The following is a 20,445-nucleotide window of genomic DNA, read 5'->3' as shown; positions in this document are numbered from 1 at the left end:
CCGTTCGTGCCATTTTTGACTGCGACAAATTGCCATAAGTAACTAGGTAGTACATTATTCCGCCCCTTGTCACAAATGGGGAAAATTTCCGACATGAATACTTCTGGGGCTGCCGCCGGCAGCAAAGGGTTGCTGGCGGGGCTGGGTGTCCTGATCGCACTGATCGGGCTCGGCCTGGTCGGCGGCGGTGGTTATCTGATCGTGTTGGGCGGCAGTTGGTATTTCCTGCTGATGGGCTTGGCGATGCTGGTTTCCGGGCTGATGATCGCCCGCCGCAAACCACAGGGCGCCTGGCTGTATGGCCTGGCACTCATTCTGACGGCGATCTGGGCGGTATGGGATGCCGGTTTTGAATACTGGCCGCTGGTTTCGCGTGTGCTGACGTTCGCCGTGATCGGTCTGGTCGTCGCATTGATCTACCCGACACTGGTCCGCGCTTCGGGCGCGACGGCGGGCCGTGGCGCCTACGGTCTTGCAGGCATTCTGGGCGTCGGTGTCGTCGCAACGATGGCCTACATGTTCGTACCAACCCACGTGGTCACGGCCGCCACTGAACCCACGGTAACGCCGGTTGCACCGGGCAATGAGCAGAAAGACTGGGCGCACTGGGGCAACACCACGGCCGGCAATCGCTTTGCCGCGCTGGACCAGATAAACAAGGGCAATATCGACAAGCTGCAGGTGGCCTGGACCTTTCGTACCGGCGACATCCCGCAAAGCACCGGCGCCGGCGCCGAAGACCAGAACACCCCGCTGCAAATCGGCGACACGGTCTACACCTGCACTGCCTACGGCAAAGTCTTTGCCCTGGACGCCGACACCGGCGCCCAGCGCTGGAAGTTCGACCCGCAAGGCACCGCGCCTAATTGGCAGCGTTGCCGCGGCCTGGGTTATTCCGAAACCCCGGCATCTTCGGACAATCAGCCCGCAGCCTGTACGAAACGTCTGTTTCTGCCGACCGGCGATGCGCGCCTGATCGCCATCAATGCCGAAACCGGCAAACCGTGTGAAGAGTTCGGCAACCAAGGCACCGTCGATCTGACCACCGACATGGGCGAAGTGAAGCCCGGTTACTACCAGCAAACCTCGACCCCATTGGTCGCTGGGGATGTGGTGATCGTCGGCGGTCGCGTGGCAGACAACTACTCCACCGGCGAGCCGCCAGGTGTGGTGCGCGCCTATGACGTGCGTAGTGGTGAACTGGTGTGGGCGTGGGATCCGGGCAACCCGAACACCACCAAACGCCCTCCGGCGGGCGAGACGTATACCCGTGGTACACCGAACGTATGGTCGGCCATGTCCTACGACGCCAACCTCGGTCTGGTCTACTTGCCGACCGGCAATGCCACACCGGACTTCTTCGGCGGTCAGCGCACCGAGTTCGATGACAAATGGAGTTCGTCCATCGTCGCCCTCGATGTGAAGACCGGTCAGGTGCGCTGGCACTTCCAGACCACTCACCACGACCTGTGGGACTTCGACCTGCCAGCCCAACCGCTGCTGTACGACGTGCCGGACGACAAGGGCGGCATGCAGCCGGCCTTGGCGCAAGTCACCAAGCAAGGCGAGATTTTCCTGCTCAACCGCGAAACCGGCGTGCCCATCGCCCGCGTCGAAGAGCGTCCGGTGCCGCAAGGCCATGTGCCCGGCGAACGTTACGCGCCAACCCAGCCGTTCTCGGTGGACATGCCGTCAATCGGCAATAAAACCCTGACTGAAGCCGACATGTGGGGCGCCACGCCATTCGACCAGTTAATGTGCCGCATCCAGTTCAAGGGCATGCGTCACGAAGGCGTCTACACCCCGCCGGGCATGGACCGCGCCCTGCAATTCCCGGGCTCTCTGGGGGGCATGAACTGGGGCAGCGTCTCGGTTGATCCGAACACGAATTACATGTTCGTCAACGACATGCGCCTGGGCCTGGCCAACTACATGATCCCGCGCGACAAGATCGGTGCCGGTGCCAGCGGTATTGAAATGGGCGTGGTGCCGCAGGAAGGCACGCCGTTCGGCGCCATGCGCGAGCGCTTCCTCTCGGCGGTCGGCATTCCGTGCCAGAAACCACCGTTCGGCACCATGTCCGCCATCGACCTCAAGACCCACAAACTGATGTGGCAAGTCCCGGTCGGCACGGTACAGGACACCGGCCCGCTGGGCATCCGCATGCACCTGCCGATCCCGATCGGCATGCCGACCCTCGGCGCCTCCCTGGCCACCCAGTCCGGCCTGCTGTTCTTCGCCGGCACCCAGGACTTCTACCTGCGCGCCTTCGATACCGGCAACGGCAACGAAATCTGGAAGTCGCGTTTGCCGGTGGGCAGCCAGTCCGGGCCGATGACCTACGTATCGCCGAAAACCGGCAAGCAGTACATCCTGCTGACAGTGGGCGGTGCGCGTCAATCGACGGATCGCGGGGACTATGTGATTGCCTACGCTTTGCCCAATTAAGGGCTGAGAGGCAGGTATGAAAAAGCCGCGCGATTGCGCGGCTTTTTTCTGTGTGAAACTTCAGCGAAGCTACAGTCACGCGTAGTCGAACGGGAGAGCCGACGCGATGGCAATGAAGAAGATGCCGGCAGCAGTGCGCGAACATGCCTTGCAGATCGCCCATCACGAAATGGGCCACTATGTCGTGGCCCGGGCGTTGGGGTTTGAAACAGGAGGCGTGACCCTCACAGTGACCATGGACCTGAGGCACAAAGGGGGCGCCTCCATCAGCCTGGTGCGACCCATTTCGTCAATGGAAGCCATGAAGGAATACCTGGAAGCCCGGATGATGATCCTCTTCGCGGGCGCCATGGCGCAGACATTGCCTTCGGCACATGTGCGCGCGAAACGTGTTGATAAGTCGCAAGCGGTCGCCATCCTCAATGGTGCATTCGGCGCGGAACGGGATGACGCAAAAATCAGGGAATTGCGGCAGTTACTGCGCAACATCACCTATCCCGATACCGATCCGGCGGCGTGCGACAGCATCACGGCCGAACTGAAGGCGATCAACGATCGCCTGTGGTTGCGCACTCAAGAGATCGTCGAAGCGTTGGCAGGCACCATTACCGAGCTCGGAGAGGCATTGGCAGAGCGCATGGCCCTGGTCGAACAGTGGGGAAGGCCCGCGGATACCTATGAGGTCCTGTTGACGCGGGAAATGCTTGAGCAGTTGGAACCTCTGTAGGAGCGAGCTCGCTCGCGAAGGTCGTGAACGAAAACGCGTAAAACCAGATGCCCCGCGGTGTCCTCGGGTTTTCTCGTCGGAACGCCGCCCGGACCAAGCTCGCTCCTACAGGTTCTTCAACCGATCGGCCGACGCGTCAGCACCTTCACCACATCATCAATCACCGCTTTGCTCATCGTCGTCAGATAGTGCGCGGCCCAGGCGTGCCGGTCGGAGTTCTGGGCGTAGGCGGCATCCACGGTCAGGGATTTGGCGAGGAACAGCAGGTCAGAGGCTTGGGCCAGGGCATCGGTGATGGGGACGTCGCGGCAGACGTGGAACAAAGGCTGGTCAGAGAGATACAGGAAGGGGGTGAAGCCGACGGTTTTTAACTCTGAGGGTTCGGACGTATTTGCTTTGGTCATGGTGTAGCTCCTTAACTTGAGGAGCTGCCACGTTCGTTTCCAAGCGAATGGGTGGCAGCTGTGCGCAGGTTGGAAAACCGGAAGTCAAGGAAACCGGCACGTCCGAAGACGTCCCACGCACAGCGGCCATAACACAGGGCTGCAAAAAAAATGTACGCAGTTGTGATGGGGCTGTTGCGTTTGACTTGACGGGTTTCCAAGCCCGATCGCTGATTGGCAGCGACGTCTGGAGACTATCCCGTCGAAGAAAAGCGCAACAAGGCGGCAAAGTGCCCAAAAGCAAGATTCGGAGTTTGCCTACAGCGTCCTACGACGTCATCCGATATTGCGCGACATTAAGTAAACAAAACTAAACGCGGCGAGCGATTTTACAAGGCGCCGTAGGGCCTGTGCGGTTGAACCAAACGCATGAGGTCCGGGCTGTCGCTCTCCGAACTATCGGAAATCATCATTAACAATTGCCGCGGGAAGCAGGGTGGTCGGACGTCTGCAGGAGTCATACATTTATTCCTTTGAGGTTATATTCCTTTGGTGGCATATTTGTATGAAGTGGGACGTTGAATATACCGATGAGTTTGAAGCCTGGTGGAATCGCCTCAACGACGCTGAGCAGGACTCGGTCCAGGCCACGGTTATGATGCTGGGTGATGAGGGGCCGCACTTGGGATTTCCTTACACCAGCGATATCAAGGGCTCACGGCATGGCAACCTCCGTGAGTTGAGGGTGCAACACGCTGGCAGGCCTTACCGTGTTCTGTATGCCTTTGATCCGCGACGCTGCGCGATCCTGCTGATCGGGGGTGACAAAACCGGACAGGATCGTTGGTATCTGGAGCATGTACCGCTGGCTGAGCGTCTATACGACGAGCACTTGGAAACATTGAAAAAAGAGGGCAATGACAATGGCTAAAAAATTTGCTGATCTGGTGGCACGGCGCTCTCCTGAGTCTCAAGCGCGCGTCGCCGCTCTGCACCAGAAGCTACGAGCAGAAATGCCACTGCATGAGTTGCGCCAGGCTCAGGCGTTGAGCCAGGACACACTCGCCAAGACATTACATGTCAACCAGGCGGCGATCTCCAAAATGGAGCGACGCACCGACATGTACATCAGCACGCTGCGCAACTATATCCGCGCCATGGGCGGTGAACTGGAAATCATCGCGACCTTTCCCGAGGGACAGGTAAAGATCGAGAACTTTGCCAACTGAGCAGTCAGACACGAAAAAGCCGCGCATTGCGCGGCTTTCTTGTTTGGTGGGCCCACACGGACTTGAACCGTGGACCAAAGGATTATGAGTCCTCTGCTCTAACCAACTGAGCTATAGGCCCCAGTAGGTCGCGGATTATAGCGACGGTTTCGCGGCTGTGCTATCCGAAAAATCCAATACGGCTGTACGAAGAAACGTCGCGGCGAATTCGTCGGGGGGCAAGGGCAGGCTGACGATGTAGCCCTGGATCTGCTCACAACCCTCGAAGGCCAGAAATTGTTGCTGGGCCTGGGTTTCGACGCCTTCGGCAATCACGGTGAATTGCATGCTGCGGCCGAGCGCGATGATGGCGCGCACGATGGCGGCGTCGTGTGGATCATCCGGCAATCCGCGAACGAACGACTGGTCGATCTTGAGAATGTCCAGTGGCAGGCGCTTGAGGTAGCTCAAAGACGAGTAGCCCGTGCCGAAGTCGTCGATCGCCAGCTGCACGCCCAGCTGCTTGAGTTGATGCAGAACCGCCAGCGCTTCTTCCGCCTGGCTCATGATGAAGTTTTCAGTAATTTCCAGTTGCAGGAGCCCGGGTTTGAGGCGGTAGTCCTTGAGCAACTGTTCGATGCGCCCGAGCAGGTTCGGTTGACGCAGTTGTGCGCCCGCGAGGTTGACCGATAGCGGGCCGAGACCTACGTAGGTTTTGTTCCACTCGTGCAATTGCCGGCAGGCGGTCTCCAGTACCCAGTCGCCGATCTGCAGGATCATGCCGTTTTCTTCGGCCAGGGAAATGAAGTGCTCCGGCGGTACGTCGCCAAAGGTCGGGTGACGCCAGCGAATCAGTGCCTCGGCACCGACCAGGCGATAGTCGTCGAGGCTGATCTTCGGTTGGTAGCACAGGTAGAGTTCATTGCGCTCGATGGCGCGTCGCAGTTCATGCTCCAGTGCTATGCGTTCACTGGCTTGCGCGGTGAGGTCGCAGGTATAGCTTTCGACCCGGTTACGGCCTTTGGCTTTGGAGCGGTACATCGCCGCATCGGCGTTCTTGATCAGCGTGGCCACATCGCAACCATCCTGCGGATAAAGGCTGGTGCCGATGCTGGAACTGATGAAGAACTCATGCTCTCCAGCCTGGAACGGTGCGGTGAAGCAGTTGAGCAGCTTGGTAGCGATGTTGTCGGCATCGCTGGGTTGCTGCAGACCGGGCAGCAGGATGATGAACTCGTCGCCGCCCAGGCGTGCCACGGTGTCGATGTCGCGCAACTGCTCCTTGAGGCGCACGGCAATGCCCTTGAGCAACAGGTCGCCGACCGGGTGGCCGAGGCTGTCGTTGATGTGTTTGAACCGGTCCAGATCGAGGAACAGCACTGCGCCCTGGCCACCGACTTCTCTCTGGGTATTGAGTGCGGTCTGCAAGCGACTTTCGAACAGCGTGCGGTTGGGCAGGCCGGTCAGTGGGTCGTGGTGAGCCTGGTAGTCGAGTTTGGCCTGGGCGTGTTTGAGGCTGGAAATGTCGGCGAACACCGCCACGAAGTGGGTGATGAATTTGTCCCGGTTACGCACTGCGCTGATGGTCAGCCAGCTCGGGTAAAGCTCGCCATTTTTGCGCCGGTTGGAGATCTCGCCTTGCCAGTGCCCTTCGGCGGTCAATTGATGCCACATGGCGGCGTAGAACGCGCTGTCATGCAGGCCCGAGGCAAGCAAGCGCGGGGTATGGCCCAATGCTTCGCTTTCGCTGTACCCGGTGATCTCGGTAAATGCGCGGTTGACGGCGCTGATGTGCTGCTGGGTGTCGGTGATCAATACGCCTTCGGCGGTGCTTTCGAACACCGTGGCAGCCTGTTGCAGTTTTTCCTGCATCAGGTGCCGCTCAGTGATATCCCGGGCGATGGTCAGCATGCAGTCCTCGTCGCCGATCGGTAGCGGACGACTGGACACCTCGCACAGGCGGATCTGCCCATCGCTGCGGCGGATATGGCAACTGAAGTCGCGGACGAATCCATCGCGGTGCAACAGGTCGAGCATCTGTTTGCGTTCGTTGAGGTTGACCCAGATCCCTAGATCCAGAGCCGAGCGATCCACGGACATCGCACTGTTGAAACCGGTGATGCGGCTGAATCCTTCGTTGACTTCCAACAGCAAGCCATCACTCTGCCGTGACAGCAGCAAGCCATCCGGGGAGGCGTGGAAGGCTTTGGCGAATTTCTCTTCGGAGGTTTGCAGTTGCTGTTGGGTTTCCTTGAGCTGGGTGATGTCGCGTACGACCACCACCAGCGCCGGGGTTGTATCGAGGTCGAAGGGTTCGGCCGAGATCAGGCCGGTGAACACCTGGCCATTGCTGCGGCGAAAGGGCATCTCGAGGTTGCGGATGCTGCCGGCCTGCAAACGCTGCAACAAGCCGGGTCCCACGCCGGGAATGCCCCAGATGTTGAGGTCGGTGGCGGTCTGGCCGATAACGTCCTCGGCCTTGAGGCCGATCTGTTCTTCGAATGCTTCGTTGACCTCCAGCAGGCAACCGTCGGAGAGGCGAGCAATGACCAGAATGTCCGGGCATTGCTGGAATACCGAAGCAAATTTCTGTTCCGACAGACGAAGTGCTTCTTCGGTGCGCTTGGTTTCGCTGATATCGATCATCAGCCCGCGCATCACCGGTTCATGACCGTGTTCGATCAGGCTGACGATATCGCGGACCCACAAACAGCGCCCATCAGCGGTGATGACCCGATAATCCAGGCTGTGATCACGCCCGGCCAGCACTTCGTGATCGCAGAAACTCTGCGCGCGGGTGAGGTCGGCCGGGTGAATGATGTTGCGCCAGAAGCCTGGAATCAGCCAGTGGGACAGGGGGTAACCGAGCAGATCCTCGGCGTGGGGTGATACGTAGCTGTAAGTGAAGTCGCTAATCCGCGCTTCCCAGGCGATGGCCGAAAGGCTTTCTACCAGCCCGCGGTAATGGTATTCGCTACTGCGCAGTTCCTGCTCCAGATCGACTCGGCGGGCAATTTCTGAGCTCAGCCGGCGGTTGATGCGGATCACTGCTGCCAGCACAGCGATCAGCAGCAGCAATCCTGGAAGGCCATAGACCAGCAGATCGGACCAGAAAGTCCGGTGATCGAGGACGTTGCCGACCCATTGTTCCTGGATTGTGCTGATTTCGGCCGGAGTCATGTCCGCCAGGACTTTATCCAGGATGCTGACCAGCATTTTGTTGTCTCGCGGCACGCCCATGGCCAGCTGATAGCGATAGGGGGTTTCGCCGCTGACATACAACCCATCCAGCTTGAGCTGGCGCAAACTCCAGACGCTGGAAGCCAGATCACCCACCACAGCATCCACTTCATCTGTTGCCAGCGCCTGCAAGGCCGAACTGACGTTGGGCATGGCCACCAGATTCAGGTCGGGATGGTGGGTGCGCAGCAGTTCATGGGGCGCATAATTTTCCACAACCGCGATTTTCAGTCCGTAAAGGTCCTGTAGCTTGCGCGGTTGAGGGCCGCCGACATGGGCCAGGATGACAATCGGGAAGTCCAGATAGGGGCGGGTAAACGACAGATAAGCCTGTCGTTCTGGAGTCGACATGATGCCAGGCAGCAGGTCCAGCTTGCCTTGTTTGGCCTGCTCCAGCACGACCGACCAACTGACGGGTTCGATGGGCGTGAGTTTGACCGCCAATCGCTGGCGAATCAGGTCGATATAGTCTGCTGCAAGTCCCTGGTAACGGCCCTGATCGTCACGAAACTCAAAGGGCGGCCAGGACGCATCGACACCCAGGCGCAAGTCCGGGTGGGCCGCAAGCCAGCTACGTTCTTCGTCGGTCAGAGTCAGCGCGCCAGCCGTTGCGGTCCAGGTCATCAGCGACAGCAAAAAAAGCACGGTCGGCAGTCTGGGCATAACGGTCTCGTTATGGCTCGGGGAATGATTCGAGTGTAGACGGGCAAATCGACGGGAGGGGTATGGCGGGGGGATTTAATCTGCATAAAGCAAAACCCCCGGCCTGGGCCGGGGGTTTTGTGATCACTCGTCGAGGAAAGAGCGCAAATGCTCGCTTCTCGTCGGGTGGCGCAGCTTGCGCAGCGCCTTGGCTTCGATCTGACGAATCCGCTCACGGGTCACGTCGAACTGCTTACCAACCTCCTCAAGGGTGTGGTCGGTATTCATGTCGATACCGAAGCGCATGCGCAGTACCTTGGCTTCACGGGCAGTGAGGCCGGACAGCACTTCGCGAGTCGCTTCTTTAAGGCTCTCAACGGTAGCAACATCGATTGGCGACTGCATGGTCGAGTCTTCGATGAAGTCACCCAGATGGGAGTCTTCGTCATCACCGATCGGGGTTTCCATGGAGATCGGCTCTTTAGCGATCTTCAATACCTTGCGGATCTTGTCCTCAGGCATTTCCATGCGTTCGCCCAGCTCTTCCGGCGTCGGTTCGCGACCCATTTCCTGCAACATCTGACGGGAAATACGGTTGAGCTTGTTGATCGTCTCGATCATGTGCACCGGAATACGGATGGTGCGGGCCTGGTCGGCGATCGAGCGAGTGATCGCCTGCCGGATCCACCAGGTGGCATAAGTCGAGAATTTGTAGCCGCGGCGGTATTCGAACTTGTCTACCGCTTTCATCAAGCCAATGTTGCCTTCCTGGATCAGGTCGAGGAATTGCAGGCCACGGTTGGTGTACTTCTTGGCGATGGAGATCACCAGACGCAAGTTCGCTTCAACCATCTCTTTCTTCGCGCGGCGGGCCTTGGCCTCACCAATCGACATGCGACGGTTGATGTCCTTGATCTCGGCGATGGTCAAACCGGTCTCGGTTTCCAGCGCGGTCAGCTTCTGCTGGCAACGAATGATGTCCGGTTGCAGGCGACCAATGGCTTCAGCGTATTTGGTCTTGCCCTTGGCCAGTGCATCGGTCCAGCTTTCGTCGATTTCATTGCCCGGGAACTGGCGCAGGAAGTCGGCACGCGGCATGCGCGCATCACGAACGCAGAGCTGCATGATTGCACGCTCTTGTTGACGCAGACGGTCCAAAGCACTGCGAACACGCTCGACCAGGCCTTCGAATTGCTTCGGCACCAGTTTGATCGGCATGAACAGCTCGGCCAGTGCCAGCAACTCGGCAATCGCTGCCTTGTTGTGACGACCGTGCTTCTTCAGGGCCTTGCGGGTGATTTCCATTTGATCGGCCACAGCGCCAAAACGCTGTGCGGCGATGATCGGATCCGGACCGCTTTCGGCTTCTTCTTCGTCATCCGAGGCTTCGGCGTCGTCGTCGTCGGAGTCGTCATCCGCTTTCGCGGCCTTCGCATCGATCGGCGGTGGCACTTCTGCTGCAGGCGGTGCAATGCCGTCATCCGGGTCGATATAACCGCTCAGGACGTCGGACAGGCGACCACCTTCGGTGGTGACGCGAGTGTACTCGGAGAGAATATGGTCAACCGTGCCAGGGAAGTGCGCGATGGCGCTCATCACTTCACGGATGCCTTCTTCGATACGCTTGGCGATTTCGATTTCGCCTTCACGAGTCAGAAGCTCGACCGTACCCATTTCGCGCATATACATGCGCACCGGGTCAGTGGTGCGACCGATATCGGTCTCCACCGCCGCCAACGCAGCGGCTGCTTCTTCCGCAGCGGCCTCGTCGGTATCGGCGTCGGCCAGCATAAGGGCGTCCGCATCCGGAGCACTCTCGTGTACGGGGATCCCCATGTCGTTAATCATGCGGATGATGTCTTCCACCTGCTCTGGATCTGAAATATCCTCAGGCAGGTGGTCGTTGACCTCGGCGTAAGTCAGATACTTCTGCTCACGGCCCAGTTTGATCAACTCAATAATACGAGACTGCTGTTGCGCTTTTCCGGACATAACACCCTATCCACTGAAGGTCTTGGCGGGCAAAAAACAAGCCGAGGATTATACCTGAGCTATGACCTCACGCGCCAGTTGAGGTCGGGTTTGATGCGGAAACATTCTGTTTTAAGAGGTCGCGCATCTGTTTTGCTATCTGAATTTGCTCTTCAGCCGACAATCCCGGCTGCCTTGCTTTCTTGATGAGTTCGTCGAGGGTCTGCGTGTGCTGACCCGCGGACAATCTAGTAATGGTGTCTAAAAACTGTTGTTCAAGGTTATCGCCGTCAATTAGCCACTCCTTTTCTGCGAGTGCTCTCAACAGGCGACCTTGCTCTGTGCCGTGCCAACGGGCCATCAACTGAATAGAGTTTAGCTTAGGATTTTTCTGCACGGCCTCGATCAAGGCGATTAGTACCTGAGCGTACGTGTTGCTCTCGTTGGCAAAGTGATCGGCGCTCTCGACCTTGCCGGCCAGTTGTGGGTGGTGGATAAGCGTTCGCAACGCGATAAGCGTCGGGGCCTCTACCGCCACTGGCGTGCGTGGAGCGTAGGACTCATCGCGATCACCGCGCTTGCCGTTTTTGCTCCAGGGTTTCTTGTCCCATTTCTTGCCGCCGGCACCGGGCTTCTTTGGCGTCCATTCCTGCTGGGGCGCGTAGGCCTCCTGGGGTTGATGGAAGTCTGAATAGTCCGGCATGGCGTCGTAATCCATGCCCGGGTCATAGGCTGGCGGCGCGTCTTGAGGTGCACTGTGAACCAGTTGGCTGACCGCTTCGCCGCCCAAGCCGGTGATTTCCAGCAAGCGTTGGCGCATCAGGGTGCGCAGATTGGCGCCTGGGACCTTGTCGATCAGCGGTGCCGCGAGGGTGGCCATATGGGCCTTGCCTTCGAGGGAGCGCGGATCGGCTTCTTCGGTCAGTTGCTGGAAGAAGTAGTCCGCCAATGGCTGAGCGTGCTGGTTGATGCGTGCGCGGAAGGCGTCGGTACCTTCGGAGCGGACCAGGGTGTCCGGGTCTTCGCCTTCGGGCAGGAACAGAAAGCGCGCCCGACGGCCATCCTGCAAGCTCGAGAGCGTTGCTTCCAGGGCTCGCCACGCGGCGTTGCGGCCAGCCTGGTCGCCATCGAAACAGAACAGGACGCTAGGCACCACGCGGAACAGGCGCTTCAAGTGTTCTTCGCTGGTGGCGGTGCCGAGGGTGGCCACGGCGTTACGCAGGCCTTGTTGAGCAAGGGCGATCACGTCCATATAGCCTTCAACCACGATGATTTCATCGAGGTTGCGGTTGTTCTTGCGGGCTTCGAACAAGCCGTAGAGTTCCTGGCCCTTATGGAACACCGGGGTTTCCGGAGAGTTCAGGTATTTGGGCTTGTCGTCACCCAATACCCGGCCACCGAAGGCGATGATCCGGCCGCGGCTGTCGCGGATCGGGAACATCACGCGGTCACGGAAGCGGTCATAGCGCTTGCCGGTCTCGGCGTTTTCCACCAATAGGCCGGCGTCGATCATGGCTTTCTGTTGAAGGCTGTCGCTGCTCAGGTGCTTGTACAGATTGTCCCAGCCTGGTGGCGCAAAGCCGAGGCCGAAATCACGGGCGATTTCACCGGTAAGGCCGCGGCCCTTGAGGTAATCGACGGCGGCCTTGCGCTGGGGATGGCTTTTGAGCGCCTGGCGGTAGAAATCGGCGGCGGCCGTGAGCAGCGGGTAAAGCGGTGAGTCAGTCGGCTGCCGGGGTTTGTGCGATCGGCCGTTTTCTTCCCGGGGAATTTCCATGCCGGCGGCTTTGGCCAGTTCTTCGACAGCCTGGGGAAAGTCCAGGTTGTCGTGGTCCATGATGAAGCCGAGAGCATTGCCCCCAGCGCCGCAGCCGAAGCAGTAGTAAAACTGTTTGTCGGGGCTGACGCTGAAGGATGGGGTTTTCTCTTTGTGAAACGGGCAGCAGGCGGTGTGGTTCTTGCCGGCTTTTTTCAGTTGCAGGCGAGAGCTGACCACATCGACGATGTCGGTGCGGTTCAGAAGGTCGTCAATGAAGCTCTGGGGAATTAGCCCGGCCATGGCGTTCTCGTCATCTGCGCTGAAAGGGACCCGAAACGAGGTGCTGCCGAACGCGGGTCGTTGTGTGAGGCGCGCAAGGTGTGCGGCTCGACCAGTGTCGTCTGCGTAATCGCTGTCGGGAAGTGTATCTGCCGAAAATCCACTGACGTTAATAACATTCAGTATTCGACTATTTGAAAGTACTGCGCTGAGTCCGTCTGCGACCAGTCATTGGTCTCGGATAGCTCATAATGTGGCACGCAAGCGGTGCCTCGGGCTGATCGTCGTGAGAGGAATCAGTGGGTGTGCTCGTCAGTAGCCTTGAAAGGCTCGTCAGAAAAGACGTGCACCGCTGGCAAAAAAGCCAGGTCTGACGCGGTGAAGCAGATTCGTCTCGGTCGCGTCTGCGGCTTCGACGGTGAAGCATCAAGCGTTTTACGCAAATGCCATAAGCCCGGCTGAGGGCCGGGCTTGGCAGAAGCTTGCTACGAACGTCTGTGTATTAGTACAGACGAACGGCGCGGCGCTGTTCGCGCTGAACTTTCTTGGCGTGACGCTTAACAGCGGCTGCTGCTTTGCGCTTACGCTCAGAAGTTGGCTTCTCGTAAAATTCGCGGCTACGAACTTCAGCCAGTACACCGGCTTTTTCGCAGGAGCGCTTGAAACGACGCAGAGCTACGTCGAAGGGTTCGTTCTCTTTTACTTTGACGGCTGGCATCCAGAGCTACCTTCATTCATTACCGGGGTCAACATCCTCGCGGCAAAAGAGCACTTGAAGACGTCGGTTTTTAAGGGTTGCGGATGTTAACCCCTCAACGCTCGGAATGCAAAGCCTCTGATCGAAAACCGCTGGTCGGGGCATCACGCGGCGACTATTATGCGCGCCTTCGAATTCAGCCTAAACAAGGCGCAAACCCATGCTAGTACTGGGATTAGAAACCTCCTGCGACGAAACCGGCGTCGCACTATACGACAGTGAGCGGGGCCTACTGGCCGACGCGCTGTTCAGTCAGATCGACCTGCACCGCGCCTACGGCGGTGTGGTGCCGGAGCTGGCCTCGCGCGACCACGTCAAGCGCATGCTGCCCTTGATTCGTCAGGTGTTGGCTGAAGCCGACTGTGTGCCAACCGAGATCGACGCCATCGCTTACACCGCCGGTCCCGGGCTGGTAGGGGCATTGCTGGTGGGTGCTTCCTGCGCGCAGGCGCTGGCCTTTGCCTGGGGCATTCCAGCGCTGGGTGTGCATCATATGGAAGGCCACTTGCTGGCACCTATGCTGGAGTCGCAACCACCGGAATTTCCGTTCGTCGCTTTGTTGGTGTCCGGCGGTCATACGCAGTTGGTGCAGGTCGACGGAATCGGTCAATACACGCTTCTGGGCGAGACGCTGGACGACGCCGCGGGCGAGGCCTTCGACAAGACCGCCAAGATGATGGGGCTCAATTATCCGGGTGGCCCGGAAATCGCTCGCCTGGCGGAACAAGGGATTGCAGGGCGCTTCGTTTTCCCGCGTCCGATGTGTGACCGTCCTGGCCTGGATTTCAGCTTCAGCGGCTTGAAAACCTTCGCCTTGAATACCTGGCAGCAGTGCGTGAGCGCCGGGGACGACAGCGAGCAAGCCCGTTGCGACATCTCGCTGGCGTTCCAGCAGGCCGTGGTGGAGACTTTAACCATAAAGTGCAAGCGTGCCCTCAAGGCGGCAGGCATGAAGCGTCTGGTGATCGCAGGCGGCGTTAGCGCCAACAAGGCATTGCGCGCTTCTTTGGAAAAAATGCTCGGCGACATGAAGGGTGATGTTTTTTATGCCCGTCCGCAGTTCTGTACCGATAACGGTGCAATGATTGCGTTCGCCGGCTGCCAGCGTTTGCAGGCCGGTCAGCAGGAAAGCCTGGCGATCAGTGTGCAGGCACGCTGGCCGATGGAGCAGCTGTCGGCATTGTGATGAGTGTTGCTCATGGCCGGCATCTAAAAATGCCGTTCGCGCCCGGCAAACAGGTCGCGTAGATTGCCGCGATGGCGCCAGACGATCAATGCCGTGAGCGTACTCATGGGTAGCAGCGCCGCCGGTTCTTGCCAGGCCAGCAGCGGCAGGGTCAACGGCGTGGCGATGAGCGCGGCCAGCGAGCTGGTTCGGGTCAGGTAGAACGTCAGCAACCAGGCGCAGACCGCCAGCAGCGCTGCAGGTGGATACAGGCCCATTAACATTCCGGCAGCGGTGGCGACACCCTTGCCCCCGCGAAAGCGGAAGTACAGCGGGAACAGGTGACCGATGACGGCGCAGACGCCGATCCAGGCCTGATCTTGTAGCGAAAGACCCGCAACGCCGGCGATCAGCACAGGTAGCAGGCCTTTGCAGAGGTCGCCGAGCAAGGTCAGGATGGCAAGTTTCTTGCCCGCCAGACGCAACATGTTGGTGGCGCCGGCATTGCCCGAGCCACTCATTCGCGGATCGGGGTTACCGGTCAGGCGGCTGAGCAAAATGGCAAAGGACAGAGAGCCGAGCAGGTAGGCGAGGATCGCCAATAACCAAAACATGCTAACTATTCCGGGGCGAGGACGCCCTGATTCTAACGGCGCAATGCGCCCTTGTCGTGTAGCGGAGAAAAGTGCTTGGACAGAGTGTTTATCGAGGGCCTGGAAGTCGACACCGTGATCGGTGCCTACGACTGGGAGCGAGGCATCCGACAATGCTTGCGTCTTGATCTGAGTTTCGCTTGGGATAATCGTCCGGCGGCAGCCGGCGACGACCTGACCCTGGCACTCGATTACGCGAGCGTTTCGTCGCGCATCCAGGCCTTTGCCGAACAGGCACAGTTCCAGCTGGTCGAGACCTTCGCCGAGCGTCTGGTTGAAGTGCTGATGAGCGAATTCAAAATCACCTGGGTGCGCCTCAAGCTGACCAAGCCGGGCGCTGTTCCTGCCGCTACCGGCGGCGTGGGCGTGGAGATCGAGCGCGGATGTCGCTGACTCAGGTGTATCTCGGGCTCGGTAGCAATATCGAGCGCGAATCCCATTTGCGGGCTGGTCTGGACGCCTTGGCGGGTTTCCTCGTGGATATCCAGTGTTCGCCGGTCTTCGAAAGCCAGGCGGTAGGGATCAAGAGCGGACCGTTTTTCAATTTCGTGGTGTCTGCCTTTACCGATTTGCCACTGATGGAGCTTGATCGCCGGCTGAAATTCATCGAAGCCGACAATGGTCGTTATGCGCCAGATCGCAAGGGTTTGCCGCTGGACATCGATGTACTGCTGTTCGGCGAGCTTGCAGGCAATTTCGATGGCTTGATTCTGCCGAGAGCCGAGATTCTCAAAAATGCCTTTGTGTTGTGGCCGCTGTCGCTGATTGCGCCGGATCGGGTCCATCCGGGGGTGGGCAAAAGTTTTGCGACACTGTGGGGTGAAGCGCAGATTGATCAGGTGTTGGCGCCGGTGGCGTTTGAGTGGCGTGGGGAGCAGCTGACGCCTTCGAATTTGTTGTGACCTGACTGACGTCTTCGCGAGCAGGCTCGCTCCCACAGATTGACACTAACCCTGTGGGGGCGAGCCTGCTCGCGAAGTCTTTCAAATCGACGCCGCTTCCTTGTAAGCCTTCAACGCCCTGAGTCGTTCACGCTTGATCGCCTCGCCCAGCTCGGGACCTTTGAATCCCTTCTCCAGCAAAGGCTGAACCGCAACGCTACGAGCTGCCGTCGCCGCTCCGCGCAGGTAATCCGCCTGTGGATAACTCCTCTGCTCCAGGCCTTTGCGTCCACGGGCGTCCATCTCGCACGCCGCAATGAACTCCTCGAAGCGTTGGGGGCGACGATAAACGTCGAAGCTTTGCAGCAATTCCAGCAGAGTCGATGGCTTCAGTTCCAGAGCACGGTGGCCGTGGGTGTGATATTCGCCCACCAGCAGCGCCAGCTCTTGGCAATCCCTGGGTGCCTTGAAGCGCTCATTGACCGCTTTGGTCAGCTTGAGACCCTTGAACTCGTGGGCAATGTGCCGTGGCCACTCTTTCTCGGGCGTCAGTCCTTTGCCCAGGTCATGCAGCAGGCAAGCCCAGCGCACGGTCAGCGGCTGATTGTGCTTTGCAGCCTGCTCCAGGACGCTGAGAGTGTGTGCGCCGGTGTCGATTTCCGGATGGTGAGTCTCGGGTTGAGGAACCCCAAACAGCGCGTCGATTTCCGGCATCAACACCTTGAGTGCCCCGCACGCGCGCAACACTTCGATGAATACCTGTGGCTGGCTTTCCATCAGTGCGCGGGAAATTTCTTTCCAGCTGCGTTCCGCCGTCAGGGCTTCAAGCTCGCCTGACTCGCTGAGTTGGCGCATCAGGTCCAGTGTTTCCGGGGCGACAGTAAAACCCAGTTCGGCATAACGCGCCGCGAAGCGGGCAACGCGCAGAACCCTGAGAGGATCTTCGGCGAATGCAGGGGAAACGTGACGTAGTATGCGCGCTTCCAGATCGCGCTGGCCGTGATAGGGGTCGGTCAGGTTCTGGTGATCGTCCTCGGCCATGGCGTTGATCGTCAGGTCGCGGCGGATCAGGTCTTCTTCAAGTGTAACTTCTGGGCTGGTGTGAAAAGTGAAGCCGCCATACCCGCGTCCGCTTTTGCGTTCGGTCCGGGCAAGGGCGTATTCCTCCCCGGTCTTTGGGTGAAGAAACACCGGGAAATCCGAGCCAACCGGGCGAAAGCCCCGGGCGAGCATTTCTTCGGTGGTGGCGCCAACCACGACCCGGTCAATGTCAGTGACAGGTATGCCCAGCAGGCGATCACGTACCGCACCGCCGACTTTATAGATCCGCATAAAAAACCTCCGTTAGCTCGACAGGATAACCGTTGCGTCGGGCTTTCGGAGGCACAAACAGGTTCAAAGATGGATGACGGCCAGGTCCAGCCGCCCGTAATCACCTTCGCTGTGTTCGCTCCTGGGGGGAACATGGTGGGTTTTCATCACCTGATCCCCTTGCAGGGTCTCCAGATGAATGTCGAAGCCCCACAGGCGGTGCAGGTGCTTGAGTACTTCCTCGGTGGAGTCTCCCAGCGGTTTGCGGTCGTGTTGCTGATGGCGCAGGGTCAGGGAGCGGTCGCCGCGGCGGTCGATGCTGTAGATCTGTATGTTGGGCTCGCGATTGCCCAGGTTGTACTGGGCCGCCAGGGTTTCACGGATGATCCGGTAGCCGCCCTCGTCATGAATCGCCGGAACCAGCAGATCGTCCTTCTGGTCGTCGTCGAGAATGCTGAACAACTTCAGGTCGCGGATCACTTTAGGTGACAGGTACTGCAGGATGAAGCTCTCATCCTTGAAGCTGCTCATGGCGAACTTGATGGTAGATAGCCAATCGGTGCCGGCAATTTCCGGGAACCAGCGGCGATCTTCTTCCGTAGGCTCTTCGCACATGCGACGGATGTCGCGGTACATGGCAAACCCTAAAGTGTAAGGGTTGATTCCACTGTAATAGGGGCTGTCGAACCCAGGCTGAAAGACAACGCTGGTATGGGAAGTCAGAAACTCCATCATGAAGCCATCGGTGACGAGGCCTTCGTCATACAGGTCGTTCATCAACGTGTAATGCCAGAACGTTGCCCAGCCTTCGTTCATGACCTGGGTTTGGCGTTGTGGATAAAAATACTGGGCGATCTTGCGCACGATCCGCACGATTTCCCTCTGCCACGGCTCCAGCAGCGGCGCGTGTTTTTCGATGAAATAGAGGATGTTTTCCTGCGGTTCGGCAGGGAAGCGTGCATTGTCCTTGTCGCTGTACTTGTCCGCGCCTTTTGGAATGGTCCGCCACAAATCATTGATCTGTTTCTGCAGATGTTCTTCCCGGTCCTTCTGCCGGCGACGTTCCTCTTCGGCGGAAATCGGATAAGGCCGTTTGTAACGGTCGACCCCGTAGTTCATCAGGGCGTGGCATGAGTCGAGAAGGTCCTCGACCGCGTCGATGCCATGGCGCTCTTCACATTGCATGATGTACTGCTTGGCGAACACCAGGTAATCGATGATCGAGCTGGCATCGGTCCAGGTTCGGAACAGGTAATTGCCCTTGAAAAAGCTGTTGTGCCCATAGCAGGCATGCGCCACGACCAGCGCCTGCATGCAGATGGTGTTTTCTTCCATCAGATAGGCGATGCACGGGTCTGAGTTGATGACGATCTCGTAGGCCAGCCCCATCTGGCCGCGAGTGTAGGATTTCTCTGTGCTGAGGAAGTGTTTGCCATAGGACCAATGGTGATAACCCAGCGGCATGCCGACGGAGGCGTAAGCATCCATCATCTGTTCAGCGGTGATCACTTCAATCTGGTTGGGATAAGTGTCGAGCGCATAGCGGGCCGCGAGACGACTGATTTCGCGGTCGTAGGCCTGGATCAGCTCGAAAGTCCATTCGGAGCCGGTGGAAATGGGTTGGCGCTTCTGCTCTTTGGCGGTCATGTCACTAACCTGCGCTGGAAGAGTTCACGGAAGACCGGGTAGATATCTCCGGCCGAGACCAGTTGTTGCTGGGCAAAAGTGTCAGAAAAGGCTTCGGCGATGCGCTCGTATTCGAACCACAGGGCCTGATGTTCGCGTGGGGTTATCTCAACGTAAGTGTAGTACTGCACAAACGGCATGATCTGGTTGATCAGGATATCGCGGCAAATCGGCGAGTCATCGTTCCAGTTATCGCCGTCGGAGGCCTGGGCCGCGTAGATGTTCCACTCGTTGGCTGGATAGCGCTCGGCCATGATCTCCTGCATCAGTTTCAAGGCGCTGGATACGATGGTCCCGCCGGTTTCGCGGGAATAGAAGAATTCTTCCTCGTCTACTTCGCGGGCGCTGGTGTGGTGGCGGATGAACACGACGTCGATCTTGTCGTAGTTACGCTTGAGAAACAGATACAACAGGATAAAAAAGCGCTTGGCGATATCCTTGGTTGCCTGGGTCATGGAGCCGGATACGTCCATCAGGCAGAACATCACCGCTTTCGAACTGGGGTTGGGCTGCTTGATGAGCAGGTTGTATTTGAGATCGAAGGTATCAAGAAACGGTACACGATGAATTCGCGCGCTGAGTTTTTCGATTTCCGCTTCGAGTTCCTGGATATCGCCGAAATTGTCTGGTTCTTCCTGCTTCAATCGCAGAAGTTCTTCTTTGGCGTCCCGCAGTTTCGCGCGACTGCTGCCTGACAGGGCGATCCGCCGTGCATGGGCTGAACGCAGGGTGCGGATGATATTGATCCGCGACGGGTTGCCCTCGTTGCTGATCCCCGCGCGTACAGTCTTGAAGGTATCGGTGCCGGTCAGGTTGCGTTTGACCAGGTTTGGCAGCTCAAGGTCTTCGAACATGAATTCGAGGAATTCTTCCTGAGTGATCTGGAAGACGAATTCGTCCATCCCTTCGCCCGAATTACCGGCCTTGCCAGGCCCTCTGCCGCCGCCACCTCCCGGTGGGCGGGCAATGTGTTCGCCGCTGGTGAACTCCTTGTTGCCGGGGTGCACCACGGTTTGCTTGCCTCCGCGGCCATGGTGAAGCACCGGCTCGTCGATGTCGCGGCCGGGAATGCTGATTTGCTCGCCGTGCTCCATATCGGTTATGGAGCGCCGGCTGACCGCCTCTTCGACAGCCTTTTTGATGTGATCACGGTAACGCCGCAGAAACCGCTGACGGTTTACCGTGCTCTTGTTCTTGCCATTGAGACGTCGGTCGATCACATAGCTCATGACTGCTCCTTAGAAGCTGTCCTGAAAGGGGCAAGCCATCAAGCAGCACGCCGAGTGCCAAGGGATGTACACGCTCCCCCAAGCGCCGTGGTTACTGCCTGAACCT

16 protein-coding genes and 1 tRNA gene are annotated in these 20,445 nt (G+C 58.7%); 7 read left to right on the top strand and 10 right to left on the bottom strand.

Annotated elements, in window-relative coordinates:
* Positions 1 to 93 precede the first annotated feature (93 nt).
* Both ACW9HW_RS10410 and ACW9HW_RS10405 read left to right on the top strand, forming a co-directional pair.
* Positions 94 to 2,448: a glucose/quinate/shikimate family membrane-bound PQQ-dependent dehydrogenase gene (locus ACW9HW_RS10410; protein WP_457399726.1), complete on the top strand. Its 2,355-nt coding sequence runs from the start codon at positions 94 to 96 to the stop codon at positions 2,446 to 2,448.
* Between the two features lie 112 nt (positions 2,449 to 2,560).
* Positions 2,561 to 3,175, top strand: a complete 615-nt coding sequence (locus ACW9HW_RS10405) for a peptidase M41 (protein WP_457399728.1) — start codon at positions 2,561 to 2,563, stop codon at positions 3,173 to 3,175.
* A gap of 116 nt (positions 3,176 to 3,291) precedes the next feature.
* On the opposite strand, the gene ACW9HW_RS10400 is transcribed toward ACW9HW_RS10405, so the two are convergent.
* Entirely contained in the window at positions 3,292 to 3,579 is a 288-nt protein-coding gene (locus tag ACW9HW_RS10400; RefSeq protein ID WP_457399724.1) for a DUF3077 domain-containing protein, read from the bottom strand.
* A gap of 544 nt (positions 3,580 to 4,123) precedes the next feature.
* Here ACW9HW_RS10400 and ACW9HW_RS10395 point away from each other — a divergent pair.
* Positions 4,124 to 4,489: a type II toxin-antitoxin system RelE/ParE family toxin gene (locus ACW9HW_RS10395; protein ID WP_095195879.1), complete on the top strand. Its 366-nt coding sequence runs from the start codon at positions 4,124 to 4,126 to the stop codon at positions 4,487 to 4,489.
* Complete coding sequence (locus ACW9HW_RS10390; protein WP_095195878.1) at positions 4,482 to 4,787, top strand: XRE family transcriptional regulator; 306 nt, start codon at positions 4,482 to 4,484, stop codon at positions 4,785 to 4,787. Before ACW9HW_RS10395 ends, ACW9HW_RS10390 begins: the two co-directional genes overlap by 8 nt.
* A gap of 44 nt (positions 4,788 to 4,831) precedes the next feature.
* Here the strand turns inward: ACW9HW_RS10390 and ACW9HW_RS10385 are convergent.
* The 5 genes from ACW9HW_RS10385 to rpsU form a co-directional block, all read right to left on the bottom strand.
* A tRNA-Ile gene (locus tag ACW9HW_RS10385) sits at positions 4,832 to 4,908 on the bottom strand.
* Positions 4,909 to 4,922: 14 nt separating this feature from the next.
* The gene (locus ACW9HW_RS10380; protein WP_095195861.1) at positions 4,923 to 8,669 is read right to left on the bottom strand and encodes a bifunctional diguanylate cyclase/phosphodiesterase; all 3,747 of its coding nucleotides are present in this window, start codon (positions 8,667 to 8,669) and stop codon (positions 4,923 to 4,925) included.
* 123 nt (positions 8,670 to 8,792) lie between these two features.
* Positions 8,793 to 10,640, bottom strand: coding sequence for an RNA polymerase sigma factor RpoD (gene rpoD / locus ACW9HW_RS10375; protein WP_095195860.1), 1,848 nt, complete (start codon positions 10,638 to 10,640; stop codon positions 8,793 to 8,795).
* Between the two features lie 67 nt (positions 10,641 to 10,707).
* The gene (gene dnaG / locus ACW9HW_RS10370; protein ID WP_457399722.1) at positions 10,708 to 12,678 is read right to left on the bottom strand and encodes a DNA primase; all 1,971 of its coding nucleotides are present in this window, start codon (positions 12,676 to 12,678) and stop codon (positions 10,708 to 10,710) included.
* A gap of 481 nt (positions 12,679 to 13,159) precedes the next feature.
* A complete protein-coding gene (gene rpsU, locus ACW9HW_RS10365) occupies positions 13,160 to 13,375 on the bottom strand; it encodes a 30S ribosomal protein S21 (protein ID WP_002551877.1) in 216 nt (71 codons plus the stop codon).
* A gap of 199 nt (positions 13,376 to 13,574) precedes the next feature.
* Between rpsU and tsaD the strand changes: the two genes are divergently transcribed.
* The gene (tsaD, locus tag ACW9HW_RS10360) at positions 13,575 to 14,600 is read left to right on the top strand and encodes a tRNA (adenosine(37)-N6)-threonylcarbamoyltransferase complex transferase subunit TsaD (RefSeq protein ID WP_457399719.1); all 1,026 of its coding nucleotides are present in this window, start codon (positions 13,575 to 13,577) and stop codon (positions 14,598 to 14,600) included.
* A 23-nt stretch (positions 14,601 to 14,623) separates the two neighbouring features.
* Here tsaD and plsY read toward each other — a convergent pair whose 3' ends face one another.
* Positions 14,624 to 15,193, bottom strand: coding sequence for a glycerol-3-phosphate 1-O-acyltransferase PlsY (gene plsY / locus ACW9HW_RS10355; protein WP_095195857.1), 570 nt, complete (start codon positions 15,191 to 15,193; stop codon positions 14,624 to 14,626).
* A 75-nt stretch (positions 15,194 to 15,268) separates the two neighbouring features.
* Here plsY and folB point away from each other — a divergent pair, with 75 nt between their 5' ends.
* Entirely contained in the window at positions 15,269 to 15,625 is a 357-nt protein-coding gene (folB, locus tag ACW9HW_RS10350; protein WP_007993198.1) for a dihydroneopterin aldolase, read from the top strand.
* Positions 15,616 to 16,134, top strand: a complete 519-nt coding sequence (gene folK, locus ACW9HW_RS10345) for a 2-amino-4-hydroxy-6-hydroxymethyldihydropteridine diphosphokinase (RefSeq protein ID WP_457399716.1) — start codon at positions 15,616 to 15,618, stop codon at positions 16,132 to 16,134. The genes folB and folK overlap by 10 nt, the downstream gene beginning before the upstream one ends.
* 81 nt (positions 16,135 to 16,215) lie before the next feature.
* On the opposite strand, the gene ACW9HW_RS10340 is transcribed toward folK, so the two are convergent.
* The 3 genes from ACW9HW_RS10340 to ACW9HW_RS10330 form a co-directional block, all read right to left on the bottom strand.
* Positions 16,216 to 17,445, bottom strand: coding sequence for a multifunctional CCA addition/repair protein (locus tag ACW9HW_RS10340; RefSeq protein ID WP_457399715.1), 1,230 nt, complete (start codon positions 17,443 to 17,445; stop codon positions 16,216 to 16,218).
* Between the two features lie 63 nt (positions 17,446 to 17,508).
* A complete protein-coding gene (locus tag ACW9HW_RS10335) occupies positions 17,509 to 19,071 on the bottom strand; it encodes a SpoVR family protein (protein WP_095195854.1) in 1,563 nt (520 codons plus the stop codon).
* On the bottom strand, positions 19,068 to 20,339 hold the full coding sequence (locus ACW9HW_RS10330) for a YeaH/YhbH family protein (protein WP_095195853.1): 1,272 nt from the start codon (positions 20,337 to 20,339) through the stop codon (positions 19,068 to 19,070). Before ACW9HW_RS10330 ends, ACW9HW_RS10335 begins: the two co-directional genes overlap by 4 nt.
* Positions 20,340 to 20,445 lie beyond the last annotated feature (106 nt).

The organism is Pseudomonas sp. SDO5532_S415, from assembly GCF_054071155.1.
This window is presented reverse-complemented; position numbering and strand designations above follow the sequence as displayed.